This window comes from Parerythrobacter lutipelagi, from assembly GCF_005434975.1.
In the GTDB taxonomy this organism is placed as follows: domain Bacteria; phylum Pseudomonadota; class Alphaproteobacteria; order Sphingomonadales; family Sphingomonadaceae; genus Parerythrobacter_A; species Parerythrobacter_A lutipelagi.
Window position 1 is genome coordinate 647,392 of the sequence record NZ_SKCJ01000001.1, and the last position, 16,749, is coordinate 664,140.

Annotated in this window: 18 protein-coding genes and 1 tRNA gene; 11 read left to right on the plus strand and 8 right to left on the minus strand. The window is 60.9% G+C overall.

Annotation, left to right across the window (positions count from 1 at the left end):
• The first annotated feature begins 2 nt into the window (after positions 1-2).
• Positions 3-620 (plus strand): riboflavin synthase, encoded by a 618-nt coding sequence (locus tag E0502_RS03185; protein ID WP_137676507.1) that lies wholly within the window; start codon positions 3-5, stop codon positions 618-620.
• Between the two features lie 3 nt (positions 621-623).
• Here the strand turns inward: E0502_RS03185 and E0502_RS03190 are convergent, their stop codons facing one another.
• Complete coding sequence (locus tag E0502_RS03190) at positions 624-1,559, minus strand: TraB/GumN family protein (RefSeq protein ID WP_240048839.1); 936 nt, start codon at positions 1,557-1,559, stop codon at positions 624-626.
• A gap of 277 nt (positions 1,560-1,836) precedes the next feature.
• Positions 1,837-2,379: a hypothetical protein gene (locus E0502_RS03195; RefSeq protein ID WP_137676508.1), complete on the minus strand. Its 543-nt coding sequence runs from the start codon at positions 2,377-2,379 to the stop codon at positions 1,837-1,839.
• 176 nt (positions 2,380-2,555) lie between these two features.
• Between E0502_RS03195 and E0502_RS03200 the strand changes: the two genes are divergently transcribed.
• Positions 2,556-3,164: a hypothetical protein gene (locus E0502_RS03200; protein ID WP_137676509.1), complete on the plus strand. Its 609-nt coding sequence runs from the start codon at positions 2,556-2,558 to the stop codon at positions 3,162-3,164.
• Positions 3,165-3,185: 21 nt separating this feature from the next.
• On the opposite strand, the gene E0502_RS15155 is transcribed toward E0502_RS03200, so the two are convergent.
• The 3 genes from E0502_RS15155 to E0502_RS03210 form a co-directional block, all read right to left on the minus strand.
• Positions 3,186-3,746 (minus strand): GNAT family N-acetyltransferase, encoded by a 561-nt coding sequence (locus E0502_RS15155; protein ID WP_192895906.1) that lies wholly within the window; start codon positions 3,744-3,746, stop codon positions 3,186-3,188.
• A gap of 3 nt (positions 3,747-3,749) precedes the next feature.
• Positions 3,750-4,943: an amino acid aminotransferase gene (locus E0502_RS03205; RefSeq protein WP_192895907.1), complete on the minus strand. Its 1,194-nt coding sequence runs from the start codon at positions 4,941-4,943 to the stop codon at positions 3,750-3,752.
• A gap of 75 nt (positions 4,944-5,018) precedes the next feature.
• A complete protein-coding gene (locus E0502_RS03210) occupies positions 5,019-5,846 on the minus strand; it encodes a DUF1134 domain-containing protein (RefSeq protein ID WP_192895908.1) in 828 nt (275 codons plus the stop codon).
• Positions 5,847-6,079: 233 nt separating this feature from the next.
• Here E0502_RS03210 and E0502_RS03215 point away from each other — a divergent pair.
• The 9 genes from E0502_RS03215 to E0502_RS03255 all read left to right on the plus strand — a co-directional run bounded on the left by E0502_RS03215 (position 6,080) and on the right by E0502_RS03255 (position 14,243).
• A tRNA-Ser gene (locus E0502_RS03215) sits at positions 6,080-6,171 on the plus strand.
• Between the two features lie 354 nt (positions 6,172-6,525).
• Entirely contained in the window at positions 6,526-6,759 is a 234-nt protein-coding gene (locus E0502_RS03220) for a VirB3 family type IV secretion system protein (RefSeq protein WP_240048927.1), read from the plus strand.
• Positions 6,738-9,113, plus strand: a complete 2,376-nt coding sequence (locus E0502_RS03225) for a VirB4 family type IV secretion/conjugal transfer ATPase (RefSeq protein WP_137676511.1) — start codon at positions 6,738-6,740, stop codon at positions 9,111-9,113. Before E0502_RS03220 ends, E0502_RS03225 begins: the two co-directional genes overlap by 22 nt.
• Before the next feature lie 2 nt (positions 9,114-9,115).
• Positions 9,116-10,327, plus strand: coding sequence for a type IV secretion system protein (locus E0502_RS03230; protein ID WP_137676512.1), 1,212 nt, complete (start codon positions 9,116-9,118; stop codon positions 10,325-10,327).
• On the plus strand, positions 10,324-11,169 hold the full coding sequence (locus tag E0502_RS03235; protein ID WP_137676513.1) for a VirB8 family type IV secretion system protein: 846 nt from the start codon (positions 10,324-10,326) through the stop codon (positions 11,167-11,169). The genes E0502_RS03230 and E0502_RS03235 overlap by 4 nt, the downstream gene beginning before the upstream one ends.
• Entirely contained in the window at positions 11,166-11,870 is a 705-nt protein-coding gene (locus tag E0502_RS03240; RefSeq protein ID WP_137676514.1) for a TrbG/VirB9 family P-type conjugative transfer protein, read from the plus strand. Before E0502_RS03235 ends, E0502_RS03240 begins: the two co-directional genes overlap by 4 nt.
• Positions 11,863-12,906: a TrbI/VirB10 family protein gene (locus tag E0502_RS03245; protein WP_240048840.1), complete on the plus strand. Its 1,044-nt coding sequence runs from the start codon at positions 11,863-11,865 to the stop codon at positions 12,904-12,906. The genes E0502_RS03240 and E0502_RS03245 overlap by 8 nt, the downstream gene beginning before the upstream one ends.
• Positions 12,906-13,874 (plus strand): P-type DNA transfer ATPase VirB11, encoded by a 969-nt coding sequence (virB11, locus tag E0502_RS03250; protein ID WP_137676515.1) that lies wholly within the window; start codon positions 12,906-12,908, stop codon positions 13,872-13,874. Before E0502_RS03245 ends, virB11 begins: the two co-directional genes overlap by 1 nt.
• A 3-nt stretch (positions 13,875-13,877) precedes the next feature.
• Positions 13,878-14,243 (plus strand): TrbC/VirB2 family type IV secretion system protein, encoded by a 366-nt coding sequence (locus tag E0502_RS03255; RefSeq protein WP_137676516.1) that lies wholly within the window; start codon positions 13,878-13,880, stop codon positions 14,241-14,243.
• A 1,035-nt stretch (positions 14,244-15,278) separates the two neighbouring features.
• Here E0502_RS03255 and E0502_RS03260 read toward each other — a convergent pair.
• The 3 genes from E0502_RS03260 to asd are packed head-to-tail and all read right to left on the minus strand — an operon-like array spanning position 15,279 to position 16,720.
• Positions 15,279-15,689, minus strand: coding sequence for an RHS repeat-associated core domain-containing protein (locus tag E0502_RS03260; RefSeq protein ID WP_137676517.1), 411 nt, complete (start codon positions 15,687-15,689; stop codon positions 15,279-15,281).
• Positions 15,690-15,704: 15 nt separating this feature from the next.
• Positions 15,705-15,872 (minus strand): hypothetical protein, encoded by a 168-nt coding sequence (locus tag E0502_RS15025; RefSeq protein ID WP_161593693.1) that lies wholly within the window; start codon positions 15,870-15,872, stop codon positions 15,705-15,707.
• The gene (gene asd, locus E0502_RS03265) at positions 15,869-16,720 is read right to left on the minus strand and encodes an archaetidylserine decarboxylase (RefSeq protein ID WP_137676518.1); all 852 of its coding nucleotides are present in this window, start codon (positions 16,718-16,720) and stop codon (positions 15,869-15,871) included. Before asd ends, E0502_RS15025 begins: the two co-directional genes overlap by 4 nt.
• Positions 16,721-16,749: the final 29 nt, after the last annotated feature.

Here is a 16,749-nt window from a genome sequence, read left to right on the forward strand (position 1 = left end):
GCATGTTCACCGGAATCATCACCGCCATCGGCACCATCGTCAACGTCGAGCGCCGCGGCGACCTGCACATTCGTATCGCCTGCCCGTATGATCCCGACAAGATGGCCATCGGGGCCTCGATTGCCTGTTCGGGCGTGTGCCTGACGGTGGTCGATCGCGGCGGGGAGCCCGGCGACAGCTGGTTCGCTGTCGATGTCTCGGACGAAACCGTATCATGCAGCGTGCCGGATCAATGGAGCAAAGGGCGCAGGCTCAATCTCGAACAGGCGCTCAAAGTCGGTGATGAACTGGGCGGCCATATCGTTACCGGTCATGTCGATTGCGTGGGCGAGGTAAAAATGGCGAAGGAAGAAGGCGGCTCGACCCGCATGGCGATCCGCGCCCCGGCGGAATATTCACCCTTCATCGCCGCCAAGGGCTCGATCACCATCGACGGGGTCTCGCTGACCGTCAACGACATCCGCGACCGCGCCGACGGCACCTGCGACTTCGCGCTCAACATCATCCCGCACACCGGCGAGGTGACAACGCTCGGCACGCTGGAAGAAGGCAGCAAGGTCAATCTCGAGATCGACGTGCTGGCGCGTTATTTGAAGCGGATGGAGAGCTTGCGGGGGTAAGGCTCAGCGCCACTCCGGTCCGACGATCGGCAAACCGCGCGCTTCGAGCTGGTCGAGCACACCGTCCTGTTCTGCCAGCACGCGCAGCGGAACCACCGCCAGCGTCACCCCGGCAGCTTCCGCAGAATCGGCGATCATCCCGGTCCACTGGTCGCGGATTTCCTTGCCGACATCGTCATCCGCCCACGGCCAGCAGGTGCCGAGCGCGATTTCAAGCGGGTTGGCCATCACGGCGGGGATCTCGCGGTTGCGCCAGGCGTCGCCGCGCTGCGCGATGATGCCCTGCCCCGCTTCAGTCGCGGTCATCGCCGCCTCCAGGCAGGGTATGTGGCTCTTCGGGTCCGCTTCGGCGAGATCGTCGAGCAGGTCTTCGCCGCGAAACCGCTCGGGCCGTGTAATCGGCACATCGGCGCGGTCGGCGGCCTTGCGCACGATATCGGTCGGATCCTTGGTGGTCTTGTCATCGAAATCGAGCCGCCGCGCGAGCAGGTCGAAGCCCGACATCAGAAAGCTGCGGCGGTCGTAATCGACGTCGTATTCGGTCTCCAAAGCCGCCAGCCGCGTGCGTTGTTCGGCGCTCAGAAAGTCCGCCGCAACCTTGCCGTCGGGCAGCTTGGTAATGCGTCCGCCGGCAAAGATGAGCCGGAACACATCGCCCGGCGAGAACTTGGGCAGCGCGCGAATGAAGACACGGTCGGCCCCGGCCGCCGCATCCTTCAGCCGGTCCGGCTCCCACGGTGTGCTCTTGGGCACAGCGCTGATCTCGCCGACGAGGATGACAGTGCCGGTCGGTGTTTCGATTGTCCACATCGGCGCGCCGGAGCGCTGCGCGGTGACCACGATCTCATCCTGCGAGAGTGAGGCTTCCTGCGCGAAGGCGGGCGCCGGGCAGAGCGAGATTGCGGCCAAAGCCGCTGCGAAACTTGATTTGCGATCCATGACTGCAGCCCTATCGACCGGCGACTAGACGAGTGGTGAACAGGATTTCACGGGGTGCGGAGTTGCACCAGAGATCGCTCTCGGCACCTCTGTCATTTGTCGAAAAGCTATTTGAGGCTAATGTTGAAACGACAAATGATTGGAAATACGCGAGGCGCGAGCCGCATAGAGAAGAAGCTTCACCGATAAAAATTTGACGCATTCTGAAAGCGCTGGCCTTTCACAGTGCGCCAAAAATAATCAGGAATTGGAACCAAATTATTTTGTGAGCTTCACATCAACCTTCTTCATTTCGATTCTCCTTGGCGAAGCGCTGATGCGCGTAGCCATCGTCTATGCGCCACTGTAAAGTTTCATCGAGAAACATGCTGCAATTCGAGTTAGTCGCATTTTTATTGGGGATGCGGGTATAAGCAGCATCTTCCGTCGAAAAATCAACACGGATTTCGAAGTAATTGCATGGTTGGCTCGATGGAGGCCTGCCTCTTTGGAAGGAAGTAAGGCGCACTACGTCTCCATCCCAACTTTCCACACGCAAGTTGTCTTCGTGGATAAAACTAACGCTATCTTCGCTCAATTGATCGACCGACAACATTCTGCAGTCACCGCTCTTGTAGCAATCAATGCGAAGCATTCCATTGATGGGACGATTTTCGCCTTCCCCAATCAAGGATCCCTCTAGCCGAAAACCTTCACCAAAATTGCTCAAAATTTTTGACGGAAACATGATTACTCTGTCTTTGTCATGCTCGGCGAACCAATAGGTCATGCCAATAGCGCCGAGCAATGCTCCAACGACAAGTGCCACGAATATCTTCATGATCTTCTCCTTTTTGCTCGTACCTTAAATTGGGTCGAATTCTCCGCAAAAATTTGGCTTGAGGACTGCTCGCGCGCTTCAACTAACACTGTTTGGCCGGAACGATGCCTGCTTCCACGGAAAAGGCGGAATACAAAAACTTTCCTACATGGCAAAAATCTGCCTTATCCTGCCGGATGACGCAGACGCAGCGCGCCCCGAACGCATCCTCCGCCGCTCCTCGCCGCATTCCGCCGTTTCATGCCGTGCCCGGACGGTCGCGGGCAGACGGGTGGACGCCGCTCAGGCAGGCCGAGTTTATCGGTGAGCTGGCGGAGACGCGCTCGGTCGCTGAAGCCGCGCGGCGCGTCGGGATGACGCGCGAGACGGCCTATCGGCTGCGGCAGCGCAAATGGTCGGAAAGTTTCTGCGCGGCGTGGGATGCGGCCTTGGGGCGGCCGCCGCTGGCTTTCCGCCCGAAGTTCGCCGGCGCGGGGCTGATGGCGGCGCGGATGGAAAAGCTCGGGCTGCGCGGGCGGGCGCTCGCAATGGCGACGCCAGAGACGCCGGAGCCGCCAAAGAGGCCGGAGCCAAGTGGAACAGCGGCCGCGCGAAAGGTCACACTTGCCGAATTGCGCTGGCGTTACGAGACCGGACTGTGGAGTGTCATCATGCGGCGCGGGAGATATGCGGGTGTCATCCGGAAAGCCGACAATTCCGCGCTTTTGCAGGTGATCGCACTCACCGGAGGGAACGCGCGGCGCGGCCGGTTCAAGGGCGGTGAAGGCGAAAGGTCACGGGTTTGAAAACACCGTTTCGTGTTCCACTCAAACCTGTGCCAGCGGCCCTTCGGCAAAGCCCTCGCGGGTGATGGCGTAGACGATGTGGATCACCCGCTTGCCCTGGTACTGGCTGAGATCGGTCCGCCGGGTGCGCTCGGCGCCGATGTTCTCCAGCGCGGTGCGGCTGCGCCAGTTGGTCTCGCCAACGCGGAAATCGGTCCGCTCGACAAACTGGAAGGCGTGGGTAAGCATCAGCCGCTTCATCTCGTGGTTCACGCCCTTCCCCCAGTACCGCGGGGCGAGGAAGGTCCAGCCGATCTCGACCGAGCTTTGCTCTTCCGGGTCATCCTCCGCATCGAGCAGGTTCTGGAAGCGCGAAGATCCGATGATCGCATCCGTCCGCTTGTCTATCACCGCCAGCGCGCCGCCCCTGGCCAGCGCATCATCGAAGAAAGCGCGGAACACGTCTTCGCGCCAGCGGTCGTGAAACGGGTGCTGTTCCCACACCGCCGGATCCGAGGCGACAGCGTAAAGCGCGTCCCAGTCGTCTGCCGCGAGCGGTCTCAGCAGCAACCGTTCCCCTTCAAGGACCGGCTGGCGATCCATGGCTCAGGCCGCCACCGCTTTGAGCGCGGCGATGAACTTGTCGGTGTTGCCCGCATGCAGCCCGGCGATGTTGATCCGGCCCGAACCGGCCATGTAAATCGCGTGGTCATCGCGCAAGGCGGCAATCTGCTCCTTGCTCAGCGGCAGCATCGCGAACAGCCCGTTCTGATCGGCCAGAGCGGCAAGATTGAGCCCCGGCACTTCGTTGTCCGCCGCCGCCAGCCGTTCGCGCACGCGGCGCATGCGGCTGCGCATGTCTTCCAGCTCGTCGAGCCACATCTGCGTACGGCCCTCGTCCTCCAGCACCATCCGCACCGCTGCGCCGCCATGATCGGGCGGCATCGACCAGCTGGCGCGGGCCAACGCGTTGAGGTTGGACAGGATCGGATCGAGCGCCCCTGCATCCTTTGCCAGCACATAGAGTGCGCCAACCCGGTCGCGATACATGCCGAAGTTCTTGTCGCAGCTATAGGCGACCAGCGCCTCGTCCAGCGCACCGAGCACGCGGCGCACGCCATATGCGTCTTCTTCCAGCCCATGGCCGAGGCCGTGGTAAGCGACATCGAGGATCGCGAGCACCGGGCTGTCAGCCAGCGCCGCGGCAATCTGGTCCCACTCCTCATGAGTGTAATCGACGCCGGTCGGGTTGTGGCAGCAGCCGTGGAGAAGCACCGCATCGCCATCGCGCGCATCGCGGATCGCGCTCAGCACAGCCTTGATGTTTGCCGCGCCTTCCGGCGTTGCATGACCGAATCCGACCAGTTCGAGATCGAGATCGGACAGTATCTGAGCGTGGTTGGGCCAGCTTGGTGTGCCCATGTGGATGCGGGTCACACCCGCCGCCTTGGCTACCGCCGCTGCCAGCCGCACCGCGCCGGTCCCGCCGGGCGTCTGCATGCCTTCGATCCGCCCGTCCATCGTGGGGCCGCCCGTCGCCGGATCGCTGCCGAAGATATAGGGCATCAGTGCATGGACAAAGCCAAGGTCGCCTTCCGGCCCGAGGTAGCTCTTCGATTGCTGCTCGTCGATCAGCGCCTGTTCGCCCGCCTTGATCGCCTTGAAAACCGGCGTTGCGCCTTCGTTGGTGCGATAAACGCCCACCCCGAGGTCGATCTTGTCCGCCCGATCGTCGGCGGCGTACATCTTGATAAGGGCGAGAAGCGCATCAGGCGCTTGGGCTGTGAGACGGTCGAGCATGGCGCTCCCTTGCCGAGGGATCGCCAGCGTATCAAGTCCTATCGCCGTTCGTTGACGGCATCATTGCTTGTGCGACTAGAAGGGCAACCAGCGCTGCTTCTTCGAGAACCTCATGTATCCCGCATTGACGCCGAGCCGCAGACCCGCCCCGACACGGATCGGGATCAGCACGGTATCGCCGCGCCGCAGATAGCTCGCGGTCATGCCGCCGACCAGATAGGCCTGGCCCTCACCCGCCGGGAATCGCTTGTAGAGCTCTTCGCTGTCATACAGATTGTAGACCAGCACGAAGGTGTTGCCGGCATTGGCCCCGGCATCGAAACCGATCGACGGGCCGGTCCAGTATACCGGGCGCTGGCCTTCGACCTTGTGATAGAGCGTCCCCGAACCGTAGCGCGCGCCGATGATGAACGCCCCGCCGGCTTCACGCCCGACGATGTAGGCGTTGGGCTCGCCCTGCTCTTTGAGCAGATCCTGGATCATTCGCGCGACGCCTTCAGCGCCTTCACCAAACACGCCTTCGGCTGCGCCGATCAGATCGTCCTGCTTGTAAGTGTCGCCTTGCGCCGCGGCGACTTCCGGATTGGCGGAAGCCTGGCTGGCAGCTTCGGAAGCATCGCCAGCGGTAACCACCGGGTCGGCCCAGGTCGGCGCCACGTCTGCCCCGGCGTTACTCTCACCGAAGACATCGTCCACACGGGGCCGCGCGCCATCGTCTGCCGCCTGCGCTGCGGTATCGGCATAGACCGGCTCGTCACCCGGCGCTTCCATCAGGTCGCCGTCGATGACGGCGCTGGGGTCCACGGTCTCGATGGTCTGTGCGGACACCGGGCTTGCCGCCAGGCACAGGCTGGCGAAGGCGCCGATCAGGGCGGTTCTCAGCGTGTTCTGTGTAAGGCTCATAAGCGACATCGACCCTCTCCGTGGGAACAACAGCAATCCATTGCGCAACAGAGGCCCCGGCACCTGAACGGGCAATTGCTGCGCGGCCAGACGAATCGAAAATGCGGTGAGTCGAGTCGGATTGCCGGCCAGCGAAGCCTTTGGATCGTCAATCGCGCGGATTCACGCAAACGCCCCTTGCCGCCCCCGATGCGCCCCGTTATAGCGCGCCCTTCGCAGCCAAGGCTGCGCGCGGAGACGTGGGTGAGTGGCTGAAACCAGCTCCCTGCTAAGGAGCCATACCTCTATCGGGGTATCGAGGGTTCGAATCCCTCCGTCTCCGCCATTTGATTGCTGCAATTGCCTGATGGATCGACTGACAAGCCTGACTGACCGTTCCGGCGATTGATGGCCCGAGAACAAGTGCCTTGTGCAGAGGCTGGCGCATTGTCCTGGCTGGTTCCATTGAAGGTGCGACAGCCCCCCGGGGTCAATTCTCGAAGCACCCTTCTGCGCTCGTGTCGGTAGTGGAATTCAAGATACACTTTCGGGATCGAGCGATCGCTCATGGCAACCATGATTGCTAAACGGGTTGCAAATCGGTCACAATTCCTCACAACCTGTAGGGGATGAGGGGATTCGGCAGTTGGCTGAAGAATTGCGCCAGGACACTTTGTTTACCGGCCTGACCAGACCGCAGATGTTTGCGGGCGTCACCTATTCATACTTCATCATCAACGCCGTCATCGCGGTCGAGCTGTTCCTGATTTTCAAGAGCTGGTGGGTACTTCTGGCTGCAGTCGCCATCCATGGCTTCGGCATGATCCTGTGTCTGCGCGAACCGCGTTTCGTCGATTTGTGGCTGACACGCGTGCGCAATTGCCCGCGCGTCAAGAATTACAGTTTGTGGCGATGCAATTCCTACCGGCCCTGACCCGTGACCCCAGGACCGTCGCACGCGAAGCGCCGGCAGGTACGCATTTGCCTTATGCCCGCCATCTGGACGGCCGGACGATCGAGACACGTGACGGGCTGCTGATGCAGACGATCCGTCTGGGCGGTTTGCTGTTCGAAACCGCTGATAGCGATGAGCTGAACTATCGCGCGGAGTTGCGCGATGCGATGCTCCGCACGCTCGGGTCATCGCGCTTTGCTGTTTACCATCACCTCGTTCGCCGATCGGCTTTGGTCGATCTCGACCCGATGGAGAACTCCGAATTCTGCGATTATCTCGACACCGCCTGGCGTGACAGGGTCGAAGCCAAATCGCTCTATGTAAATGAACTGTTTCTCACAATCGTACGCCGACCGCTTCAGGGCAAAGTGGGGTTCCTCGACCGCGCGCAAGAATGGCTCGGGCGTTCAACCCGGCGCAACGCCGAACGGACAGAGACCGACCGGCATGCCTTGTCCAACGCAGTCGCCGCCATGGTTGCAGCGCTCGGGCAGTATGATCCCCATATCTTGTCAGTTTACGAAACTCCCGAGGGTCAACGCTCGGAACCGCTCGAATTCCTGTCGTGGATGTTCAACCACGATATGCGCCCGATCAAAGTTCCTTCAGGAGAACTAGGGCATTTCATCCCGGGGCGCCGGATCAGCTTTGGGCGCGAAGCTGTCGAGCTTGCACCGGTCGGTCATCTGGCGCGTAACTTTACAGCGATGGTTTCGATCAAGGATTGGCCCGGCCGGACAATGCCCGGAATGTTCGACGAACTCAGCCGTCTTCCGTTCGAATTCGATATCAGTCAGAGCTTTGCGTTCGTCGAGCGCGCAGAAGCCTTGTCGCGGATGAACCTCGTGCTTCGGCGGATGCAGTCCGCAGAAGACGAAGCTCTGTCACTACGAGATGAACTCGTGACAGCCAAGGATGAGGTGGCCGCCGGGCGTGCTGGCTTCGGCGAACACCACACTACTCTTGCGATCCATGCGACGGATCTCGACACACTCAGCTCGAATGTAGCTGAAGTGCTTGCGCTGATGGCCGATTTAGGCATCAACGCGGTACGCGAGGACATTGCGATAGAGCCTACCTTTTGGGCGCAGTTTCCAGGTAATTTCAGGTATATCACCCGAAAAGGCCTGATCTCGACGACCAATTTCGCAAGTTTCGCCTCGCTCCATAATTTTCCTGTCGGAAAGCCGCATGGCAATCACTGGGGCGAGGCCGTGACTCTGTTTGAGACCACAGCAGCCGGACCGTATTTCTTCAACTTCCATCAGAACGATCTGGGCAATTTCACCGTTATCGGCCCATCCGGTTCGGGCAAGACAGTGCTGCTCAATTTTCTGCTTGCGCAGGCGCAGCGATTTTCGCCGCGCACAATTCTGTTCGACAAGGACCGGGGCGCCGAGCTGTTCGTCCGGGCAATAGGCGGAACATACGACCGGCTGGCTTCGGGGCGGCCGAGCGGGCTTAATCCGCTCCAGATCGAAGATACGCCTGAAAATCGTACTTTTCTGCTCGACTGGCTCTCGATTCTGGCAGGCGGCACGCATCCGAGCGAACTTGATCTGATGCGCGACGCGATCGACACGATTTACCAGCAGCCGCCGGAACGGCGGCGCCTGCGGCATTTCGTGGAGCTCTTGCGTGGCGGTGACCGGCCCACAAGCGGCGATCTGTATTCGCGTCTGCGCCCATGGTGGGGCGATGGCGAACGGGCCTGGCTGTTCGACAACGCGCAAGACACCACGGACCTGTCCGAAAAAACCATCGGGTTCGACATGACGGAGATACTCGACGATCCGGCGCTGCGCACCCCGGCCATGCTGTACTTCTTCCGCAGGGTTGACGAGCGACTCGATGGCAGCCCGTCTATCATCGTCATCGACGAAGGCTGGAAGGCGCTTGATGACGATGTTTTCGTGCAGCGCATAAAGGACTGGGAGAAGACCATCCGCAAGCGCAACGGAATTGTCGGATTTGCCACACAGAGCGCGCAGGATGCCTTGGAAAGCCGCATTGCCGCTGCAATCATCGAGCAGGCGGCGACGCAGATATTCATGATCAATCCCAAGGCGCGCGCAGAAGACTACATCAACGGTTTCGGCCTCTCGCGCCACGAGTTCGACCTTGTTCGAACCCTGCCCGATTCCTCGCACTGCTTCCTGATCAAGCACGGCAAGGAAAGCGTCGTGGCCAGACTGGACCTGACGGGTGAGGCCAAGATCCTGACCATCCTCTCCGGCCGAGAGAGCACAGTGCGATTGTACGACGAGATCGTACAGGAAACCGGGCCCAAGCCTTCTGCCTGGATTGATCTTCTGCTTGAGCGGGCGGCCTGACAATGGCCTGTCCAACAGTCATTACCGGCGACCGCTTCCTATCCAGAACCCTGGAACATCTCGACTGCCAGGCGCAGGTGATCGGCAGCTATGGCTACAGCGCGCTCGGGCAGCCTGGTTCGGTTGCTTCGATTGTGGTGACGGGACTGCTGACCCTATTCGTTGCGCTTTACGGCTTGCGTTTTCTCTTTGGGCCGGATCCGTTGGGCCGCGATGCCATTTACGATATCCTGAAGATCGGGATCGTTCTCACGCTCGCCTTTTCCTGGCCCGCATTCAGGACCGTGATCTACGATCTGGTGCTTTACGGGCCGGCACAAATCGCCGGTTTCGTCAGCAATGCTGCCTCGCTCGACGGGAGCGGAAATCTCATTTCGCGTCTGCAATCGGCCGATAACACGCTTGTGCGGCTGATGGAGATCGGCACCGGGCGAAATTCAGGGGCCGCACTTGGAGCCGCCGGAGCCGGCCCCGTCTTTGCAGGGACCGCGCTGCAAGACGACAGCGCCATCGGCTACGCACGGCTGGCATTTCTTTCAAGCACCGTCGGCTCGCTCGCCTTGCTCAGATTACTGGCCGGAATTCTCCTCGCACTCGCACCCATTATTGCGGGGCTCCTGCTGTTCCAATCCAGCCGGGGCATCTTCGCAGGATGGTTGAAGGGCCTCGTCTTATGCATGGCCGGTTCGATCGGCCTGACAATCGTGCTCGGCGTTGAACTTGCCATCATGGAGCCGTGGCTTGCAGATGCATTGCGTGTGCGAGGGTTGGGTTATGCCACGCCGTTTGCCCCGTTGGAGATCCTTGCGAGCGCTCTTGCCTTCCTGGCCGTGAAATTCGGAATAATCTGGCTAATCGCCAAGGTCGCTTTCAATCGCGGTTTGCCGGTCCTTCCGGTTTGGACCAAAGAAGTCGGCGTGACTCAGGCGCGGGCAGCATTGGTTCAGAATATCCAAGCCGCTCCGGCGTACTCCAGATCGAGGGTGGAACGTATGTCCGACAGCGTCGAACGATTGATCGTCAGCGAACAGAATAGCAGCCCCCGCCGCGTGACAGAGCGGATCGGTCCAGATGGGGCGCACACTGAGCCGCAGATTGGTAGCCAGACGTCAGCCTCAAGTACTTCACCCGGCGCAGCGCGGCTTGGTTCGACCTGGAGACGCGCAAGCCGCATCAGCGATCGGGTGACCGGCCCGAGGGAGCGCGGAGCATGACTTTTCTCGGATTGGGCAAGCGCGAAGACGGGCAGGCTATCGACATGGACGAACTGAGTGATGATAGCACCAACCCGTTCGGGAACGATGACGAAGTCGGCGAGCAAAGCTCGAGCAGTTGGGATCGAAGTGTCACTTGGGAGCTGGAGCGCTCACGCCGCATCGCATGGATTGTCGCCGGTGTCTCAGCTGCCATCGCTCTCCTGCTCGCGCTCGCCGTGGTAATGCTCCTCCCGCTCAGGACAGTCGAGCCTTACACCATTCTGGTCGACCGGCAGACCGGCAACGTCGAGCGGCTTGCGCCGATGGACGAGCAACTGGTCACTCCCGATGCAGCACTGACCCGGTCGATGCTGGCGCAATATGTCATCGCCCGCGAGAGTTTCGATGGTGCCAGCATACAGGAAGATTACCGCAAGGTTGGCCTGTGGAGCGCAGGGGAAGAACAGCAGCGCTACAGCGGTCAGATGCAGTCCTCCAATCCGCGCAGCCCTCTTGCATTCATGCCCGCAGGCGGCCGGATCAAAGCCGAGATAATAAGCGTTTCTTCTCTGGCGCCGGGCCAGATGATGGTACGGTTCATCACCACCCGCACCGATCCCGGAGCGCGCGAGCAGCAAAAGCAGTATTGGGCCGCGATCATCAATTACGAATTCTCCGGTGCGGGGATGAGCGAAGACGACCGGTTGCTCAATCCGCTCGGCTTTCAGGTCACCCGGTACCGGCGAGATGCTGAAACCATGCCGGAATTCGAGCAGCAAGCGGAGACGGCAGCTCCACCATCCCGGACCCGCGAGGCGAGCGACAATTCCGCAGCTGAAGACGGCAAGTCAGACGAATGATCCGCCTGATCGCACTTCTCCTTTTGCTTTCTGCATCGCCTGCAGCGGGGCAACTTGTCCCACTGCCGCAATCCGATAGCCCTCGGTTACAGGAGGTCACCTGGCAGGCCGGCGAAACCATCCTCCTGACGACTCTTCCCGAAACCGGGCTCACCGTGATGCTGGAGCCTGGCGAGCAGGTCCAGCGCATTGTAGTCGGGACAGACCGCGTGTTCGATGTCCGTGTCTCCGCCGACCTCGACAGTTTCCAGGTCTTTCCGCTGGTCACCGGTGCTGAATCCACCATGTCCGTTTCCTCCGACCGAAGAGACTACAGTTTCGAACTGCGCACAGGCGAAGGACTGATGGCAGCGCTGCTGGTGCGGCTCCGATTTGGCACTGGCAGTCCCATTGAAGCCGAAGCGCTTCAGGCCGAGCGACCGACCGGTCGGACTTGGCGCTACAGGCTTCGCGGTGACACGGAAGTAAGGCCGGCAGCTATCAGCGATGACGGCATACGAACTCGCATTGAATTTGCACCCGATCAGGCTTTGCCTGCCGTGTTTGCGATCGGCCCGACAGGCGATGAGCAAGTTGTCGATGGCTATATGCGCGGCGGTATCTTCGTGATCGACAGGGTGTGGGAGGAACTGGTGTTCCGCATCGACAAGGAGAAAGCCACTGCCAGGCGCAGCGCGGATCCGGAGCCAGACGATGTCTGATGCCTCGGGAACATACCCGGATGACGGGCTCCCTGTGGTCGCTTCGCGCAAGTCTGACAATTTCGGGTTGATCATGGGCATTGCCTTTGTCGCGCTGGCCGGAATTGCTGTCTTCTGGATGCTGAGTTCAAGCCGGGACGCATCCGGTCCGGAAAGCATGGTTCTGACCGACCCTACTACGTCGCAGCGCATTTCATCGCCGCCGCCGCTTGCCCTGCCTCCCGCGTGGCAAGCCGTTGACCAACGCCCCATCGCGAAGCCCCCCATCGAGACTCGGGTCGATCGTCTGCCTCCGGTCCGGGTCATGCGCGTTGAGAGCCCTGCGACAGAAGCTGTTCGGCCTGTGGTTCCGGCTCCTCAACCAAGTTACCCGCCACCGCCAACCACCGAACCACGCCCTTCGGTGGTCTTCGATACGACATTCAATACACGCGATCCCGCAGTGTCCCTGCCGACCCCTGGATCGACCAATCGCGTGCGCGCCCGCCGGTTCGAGAATCCCGCCCTGACCATCCCGCAAGGCACGGTCATCCCCGCTGTGCTGGAGACCGCTCTGGACTCAACCCGGCCTGGCGGCGTTCGGGCGCTTGTCCAGCGAGACGTGCGCGGGTTCGACGGGAGCCGCGTTTTGATCCAGCGCGGATCGCGGCTTTACGGCGAATACGAAGCCGATCTGCAAGCGGGGCAGAAGCGCGCCAGCATCCGCTGGTCGCGCCTCATCCGCCCGGACGGGGTGACCATCGCCCTCGATTCACCGGCCTCCGATCCGCTCGGGCGGGCCGGGGTGAAGGGCCGGGTCGACAGCAAGTTCTTCCAGCGTTTTGGCGGCGCTTTGCTGCAATCGGTACTCGATATCGGCGTCGGAATAGCGACCAGCAGAGCCACCGATGGCGTTGTTGTCGCGCTCCCCGGCAGCACGCAAAACGTACAGATCCAGGATGGCAGCCGCGTCCAGCCGACCTTGAAGGTCAGGCACGGGACCAGCGTTTCCGTATTCGTTGCGCGCGATCTCGATTTCTCCAGCGTCGATCGTTGATGGACGCCGGGTACTTCCTCGACAGCTTCCTCGCCCCGCTCGCGCCGTGGCTGTCGCAGGACGATGTGACCGACATCTGGGTCAACCGGCCGGGAGAGGTGTGGGCCGAACGGCTGGGCGGCACGATAACGCGTCAGATCGAACCCGCACTCGACGCCAAGCTGCTGGAACGTTTGGCACGGCAGATCGCCGCGCACTCCTCGCAAGGGATAAGCCGCGCACAGCCGCTGCTGGCGGCCAATCTCCCCGATGGCTCGCGGGTACAGATCGTTGCGCCGCCCGCGACCCGCGGCAGTCATGCGATTGCGATCCGGCGGCACGTCTCGGCCGACCTGTCGCTGTCAGACTGGGCCGAGGACGATGCTTTCGACAGGCTGCGGGGCGGCGAAGCGAAGCTGGAGCCCGAGCATCACTACTTTACGCTGCACGGGAGCGAGGCACCCAAGTTCCTCAGCGATGCGGTGCAGGCGCGCAAGAACATCCTGATCAGCGGCGGCACTTCGACCGGCAAGACCACTTTCCTCAATGCGCTGCTGGCAGAGATCCCGGACGATGAACGGTTGATCCTGATCGAAGACACGGAGGAGCTGAAGCTAAAGCACGATAACGCGGTCGGCCTGATCGCTGCGCGCGGCCAGATGGCGGAAGCGAACGTCACCGCCGAAGACCTGCTGGTCGCGGCTTTGCGCATGCGGCCCGATCGCATCATCCTGGGCGAGCTGCGCGGCGGCGAGGCGTTCACGTTCCTTCGCGCGGTCAACACCGGGCATCCCGGATCGATGACCACCATCCACGCCGACACACCGCAGCGCGCGATCGAGCAACTCGCCCTCCTCGTGCTGCAAGCCGGGTCACGCCTGTCGCGGGTCGATGTGCGGCACTATGTGCGCGAGAGCATCGATATCTTCGTCCAGCTGGAGCGGCGCGAGGGCAAGCGGCGCGTTTCCGAAGTGCTGGTCAAGGCCTGACCCATGCCTGGACTGCTAGCTTCCACTTCGCTGTTCGTCCCGCGCCCGGTCGGGCCGATCGAGGGCGCGCTTGGCTGGATGACCGGCACGTTGCTCGGCACTGTTGCGACGAGCGCTTGCGTTCTGGCCGTGGCGTTTGTCGGGTTCCAGATGCTGTCAGGCCGGTTGCCCGTACGGCGCGGGTTGCAAGTGGTTGTGGGCTGTTTCCTGTTGCTGGGGGCGCCGGTCGTGGCGGCGTCGATCAGCGGTTTGTGGACGACAAGCGCATCACCGCTGCCACCCCCTGCCGCACAAGCCAGCGAAGACCCGCGCGGCGATCTGCCGCCCGCTGGCGATCCCTATGCGGGGGCCTCACTCAGGCGGGATTGAGGAGATTTGGGCCCGGTTCCGGGATCGGGCCAACCGGCTTTGCCCTTCTTTGGGATGGCCAGGGAGGCGTTGGGCGCGCTGTTGCCGAGCAGGCGGCGAGCCGATCAAGGCATAGCGGCCAAATGGAACACGAAAGCGTATTTGTGAACCCGTGACCTTTGGGAGGATCCATGTCGATACAATGGGTTAAGCGGCAATTCGGCGCTTCCAGTGTGACCTTTGCAGTGGGACATGTTTCGCGCATGGCGCGGACTGCAAGATGCACTCACTCAGCGCGCGGCGAGGTGCTGGCTTGGCGATTCGATCGGACGGTGAGACAGAGCGGGCGCAAGCTTAACGAATGCGGGCCGTGTAGGAAAATGCAGACAATGATCGCGAGTTTAGTATTGTGTCCCCGGAATTCTGAGTCGGGGTAATTGCGTAAAGGTAGAAGATAATGGCTTACCAATCAAATAAAAGATCGAATAGGAATAAAAGAATTCGTGACAATACTAAAGATCCAAAACCAAAAATGAGCGCAAATTGAGAAAGCTCGTGATTGATTGCTTGATCCCAGCCTTTCGAAACTGTGACAACGGCCAAGATGATTATTCCAATTATTGGCCCAACATAGGATGCTATCCGTAGCTGCGTTTGGGTTCTTTTAACAAAGCCTCTCATTGTACATTGCACCCCATAGGTTTCGTCGCCGCAGTAGCTGTGATGCGCTCCCCCGCCGCGATATATGCACCCCCGCCGACCCTTGGAGACGCTGTGACAGAAGCGTCACCACTTCCCGTGTCCGCAGATACCTCTGCACCAAACCGAGCTGCCGCGCCTCCTTGCACCACAGAGCTTCTGGTGACTGCGCTATCCAAGCTTTGATAATTTGCTGGACCCTCGAAATATGACGCAGTGAAACATTCGCCAGCTCCATAGAAAGCCCCAATGCCTGCCAAGCCTGTCGCCGATCCAGAATAGACCACTTGAGAACCCTTCAAACTACCTTCTAGGATTGAATCGAGTGGTATAGCGATCCCAACGTCTCCGGAAAAACTAGCTCCGACCTGCAAGAATTGTCCGCTTGGCATGACCGGTACTCCGAAACCAGTACCTGATACCCCCGAAGTCAATATTATGTATGCCTAGGTCCATGCAAAATGGAAATTCACCTTCAACTATCAAGACCTGACCAGCAGAGCATGATGGCGGTCGAGCACAAGCGAGGACATCACATTGCCGATCGTTCAACCCAGTCGGGTCCACAAAGTTCACCGGGTCATTGCCCACATAGCGATACATATTCATCCCGTCGGCGTAACCGATTGGATCGGTTTGCATAAAGCGGCCAAGGGTCGGTGAGTACATGCGCGCCTTGTAGTAATATTGCCCCAGCTCGGGAAGCCAGATCTGGCCCGTATAGCGGAACCGGCCGTTGTTGCAGACCCCGGTCTCCGGCCCCGGCACGCCGTATTGTCCTCGCTACGCTCGTTCGGCTGCGCTTCCGTCATAGCTGTTGATCGCACGCGGGGTGCCGTCGCGGCCGTAGCGCGCGATCACCGAGCCGAGGCGGTCGGTGTAGAGATACTCTGCATCGTGACAGGAAGCATCGATGTCCCGCCCGGTTGCCGGGGCAGTCTGTAGCGTCAATCCGGCCTAGCGCCCATTTTCTCGCCGAGGCGGACCGGGCGTTCTGGCCGCCAATCTGCATTGAAGCTTATCCTGTCGCGGCCGAACAGCATGATGACGGTGGAGCCGAGCAGGAACCGGCCCATTTCCTCGCCCTTGGCCAGATTGATGTCCTGATCGGCGTAGGTCCATTGAAGGACCCGTCCGGCCCGCTCCGCATTGACGACCCCGTGCCAGGCAGTGGCCATGCTCCCGACAATGGTCGCCCCGACCAGGACCATCACGAACGGGCCGTGATCGGCCGAATCGAAAACACAAACGACCCGCTCGTTTCGCGCGAACAGATTGGGCACGCCGCGCGCGGTGACGGGATTGACGGAGAACAGCGCACCAGGGACGTAGGTCATCTGCACAAGCCTGCCCTCGCAGGGCATGTGGATGCGGTGGTAATCCCTTGGCGACAGATAGACATTGGCGAAACTGCCATGGCGGAATCCGGCGGCGAGATCAGCGTCTCCGCCGAGCAATTGCGTGGTGGTGAAGCGATGGCCCTTCGCTTGAAAGATATGGTGATCGTCGATGGCCCCGAACTGGCTGATCGCCCCGTCGACCGGGGATACGAAATCCGCGTCCGCAACCGGCCGGATGCCGGGCTTTAACGGACGGGTAAAGAACGCGTTGAAGCTCTTGTAACTGGCAATATCCTCGTTCTCGGCCTCGCTCATGTCGACATCATATTTGCCGACGAACCAGCGGATCAGTCTGGTCGTCCGCTCCCCCCGTTCGGCATCCGCAATGCGGCCGGCGGTTGTGGTCAGCCACTGCTTCGGCAGGGCATATTGTGAGATGACTTTGAGACGATCCAGCATAGCAATGTCCTAACGGGCGCGGCGGCGAA

Bases quoted from the DNA above. Each gene is read 5' to 3' on its own strand.
- E0502_RS03185 (WP_137676507.1), top strand. From the start codon at position 3: ATGTTCACCGGAATCATCACCGCCATCGGCACCATCGTCAACGTCGAG.
- E0502_RS03190 (WP_240048839.1), bottom strand. From the start codon at position 1,559: ATGGATCGCAAATCAAGTTTCGCAGCGGCTTTGGCCGCAATCTCGCTC.
- E0502_RS03195 (WP_137676508.1), bottom strand. From the start codon at position 2,379: ATGAAGATATTCGTGGCACTTGTCGTTGGAGCATTGCTCGGCGCTATT.
- E0502_RS03200 (WP_137676509.1), top strand. From the start codon at position 2,556: ATGACGCAGACGCAGCGCGCCCCGAACGCATCCTCCGCCGCTCCTCGC.
- E0502_RS15155 (WP_192895906.1), bottom strand. From the start codon at position 3,746: ATGGATCGCCAGCCGGTCCTTGAAGGGGAACGGTTGCTGCTGAGACCG.
- E0502_RS03205 (WP_192895907.1), bottom strand. From the start codon at position 4,943: ATGCTCGACCGTCTCACAGCCCAAGCGCCTGATGCGCTTCTCGCCCTT.
- E0502_RS03210 (WP_192895908.1), bottom strand. From the start codon at position 5,846: ATGAGCCTTACACAGAACACGCTGAGAACCGCCCTGATCGGCGCCTTC.
- E0502_RS03220 (WP_240048927.1), top strand. From the start codon at position 6,526: ATGTTTGCGGGCGTCACCTATTCATACTTCATCATCAACGCCGTCATC.
- E0502_RS03225 (WP_137676511.1), top strand. From the start codon at position 6,738: ATGCAATTCCTACCGGCCCTGACCCGTGACCCCAGGACCGTCGCACGC.
- E0502_RS03230 (WP_137676512.1), top strand. From the start codon at position 9,116: ATGGCCTGTCCAACAGTCATTACCGGCGACCGCTTCCTATCCAGAACC.
- E0502_RS03235 (WP_137676513.1), top strand. From the start codon at position 10,324: ATGACTTTTCTCGGATTGGGCAAGCGCGAAGACGGGCAGGCTATCGAC.
- E0502_RS03240 (WP_137676514.1), top strand. From the start codon at position 11,166: ATGATCCGCCTGATCGCACTTCTCCTTTTGCTTTCTGCATCGCCTGCA.
- E0502_RS03245 (WP_240048840.1), top strand. From the start codon at position 11,863: ATGTCTGATGCCTCGGGAACATACCCGGATGACGGGCTCCCTGTGGTC.
- virB11 (WP_137676515.1), top strand. From the start codon at position 12,906: ATGGACGCCGGGTACTTCCTCGACAGCTTCCTCGCCCCGCTCGCGCCG.
- E0502_RS03255 (WP_137676516.1), top strand. From the start codon at position 13,878: ATGCCTGGACTGCTAGCTTCCACTTCGCTGTTCGTCCCGCGCCCGGTC.
- asd (WP_137676518.1), bottom strand. From the start codon at position 16,720: ATGCTGGATCGTCTCAAAGTCATCTCACAATATGCCCTGCCGAAGCAG.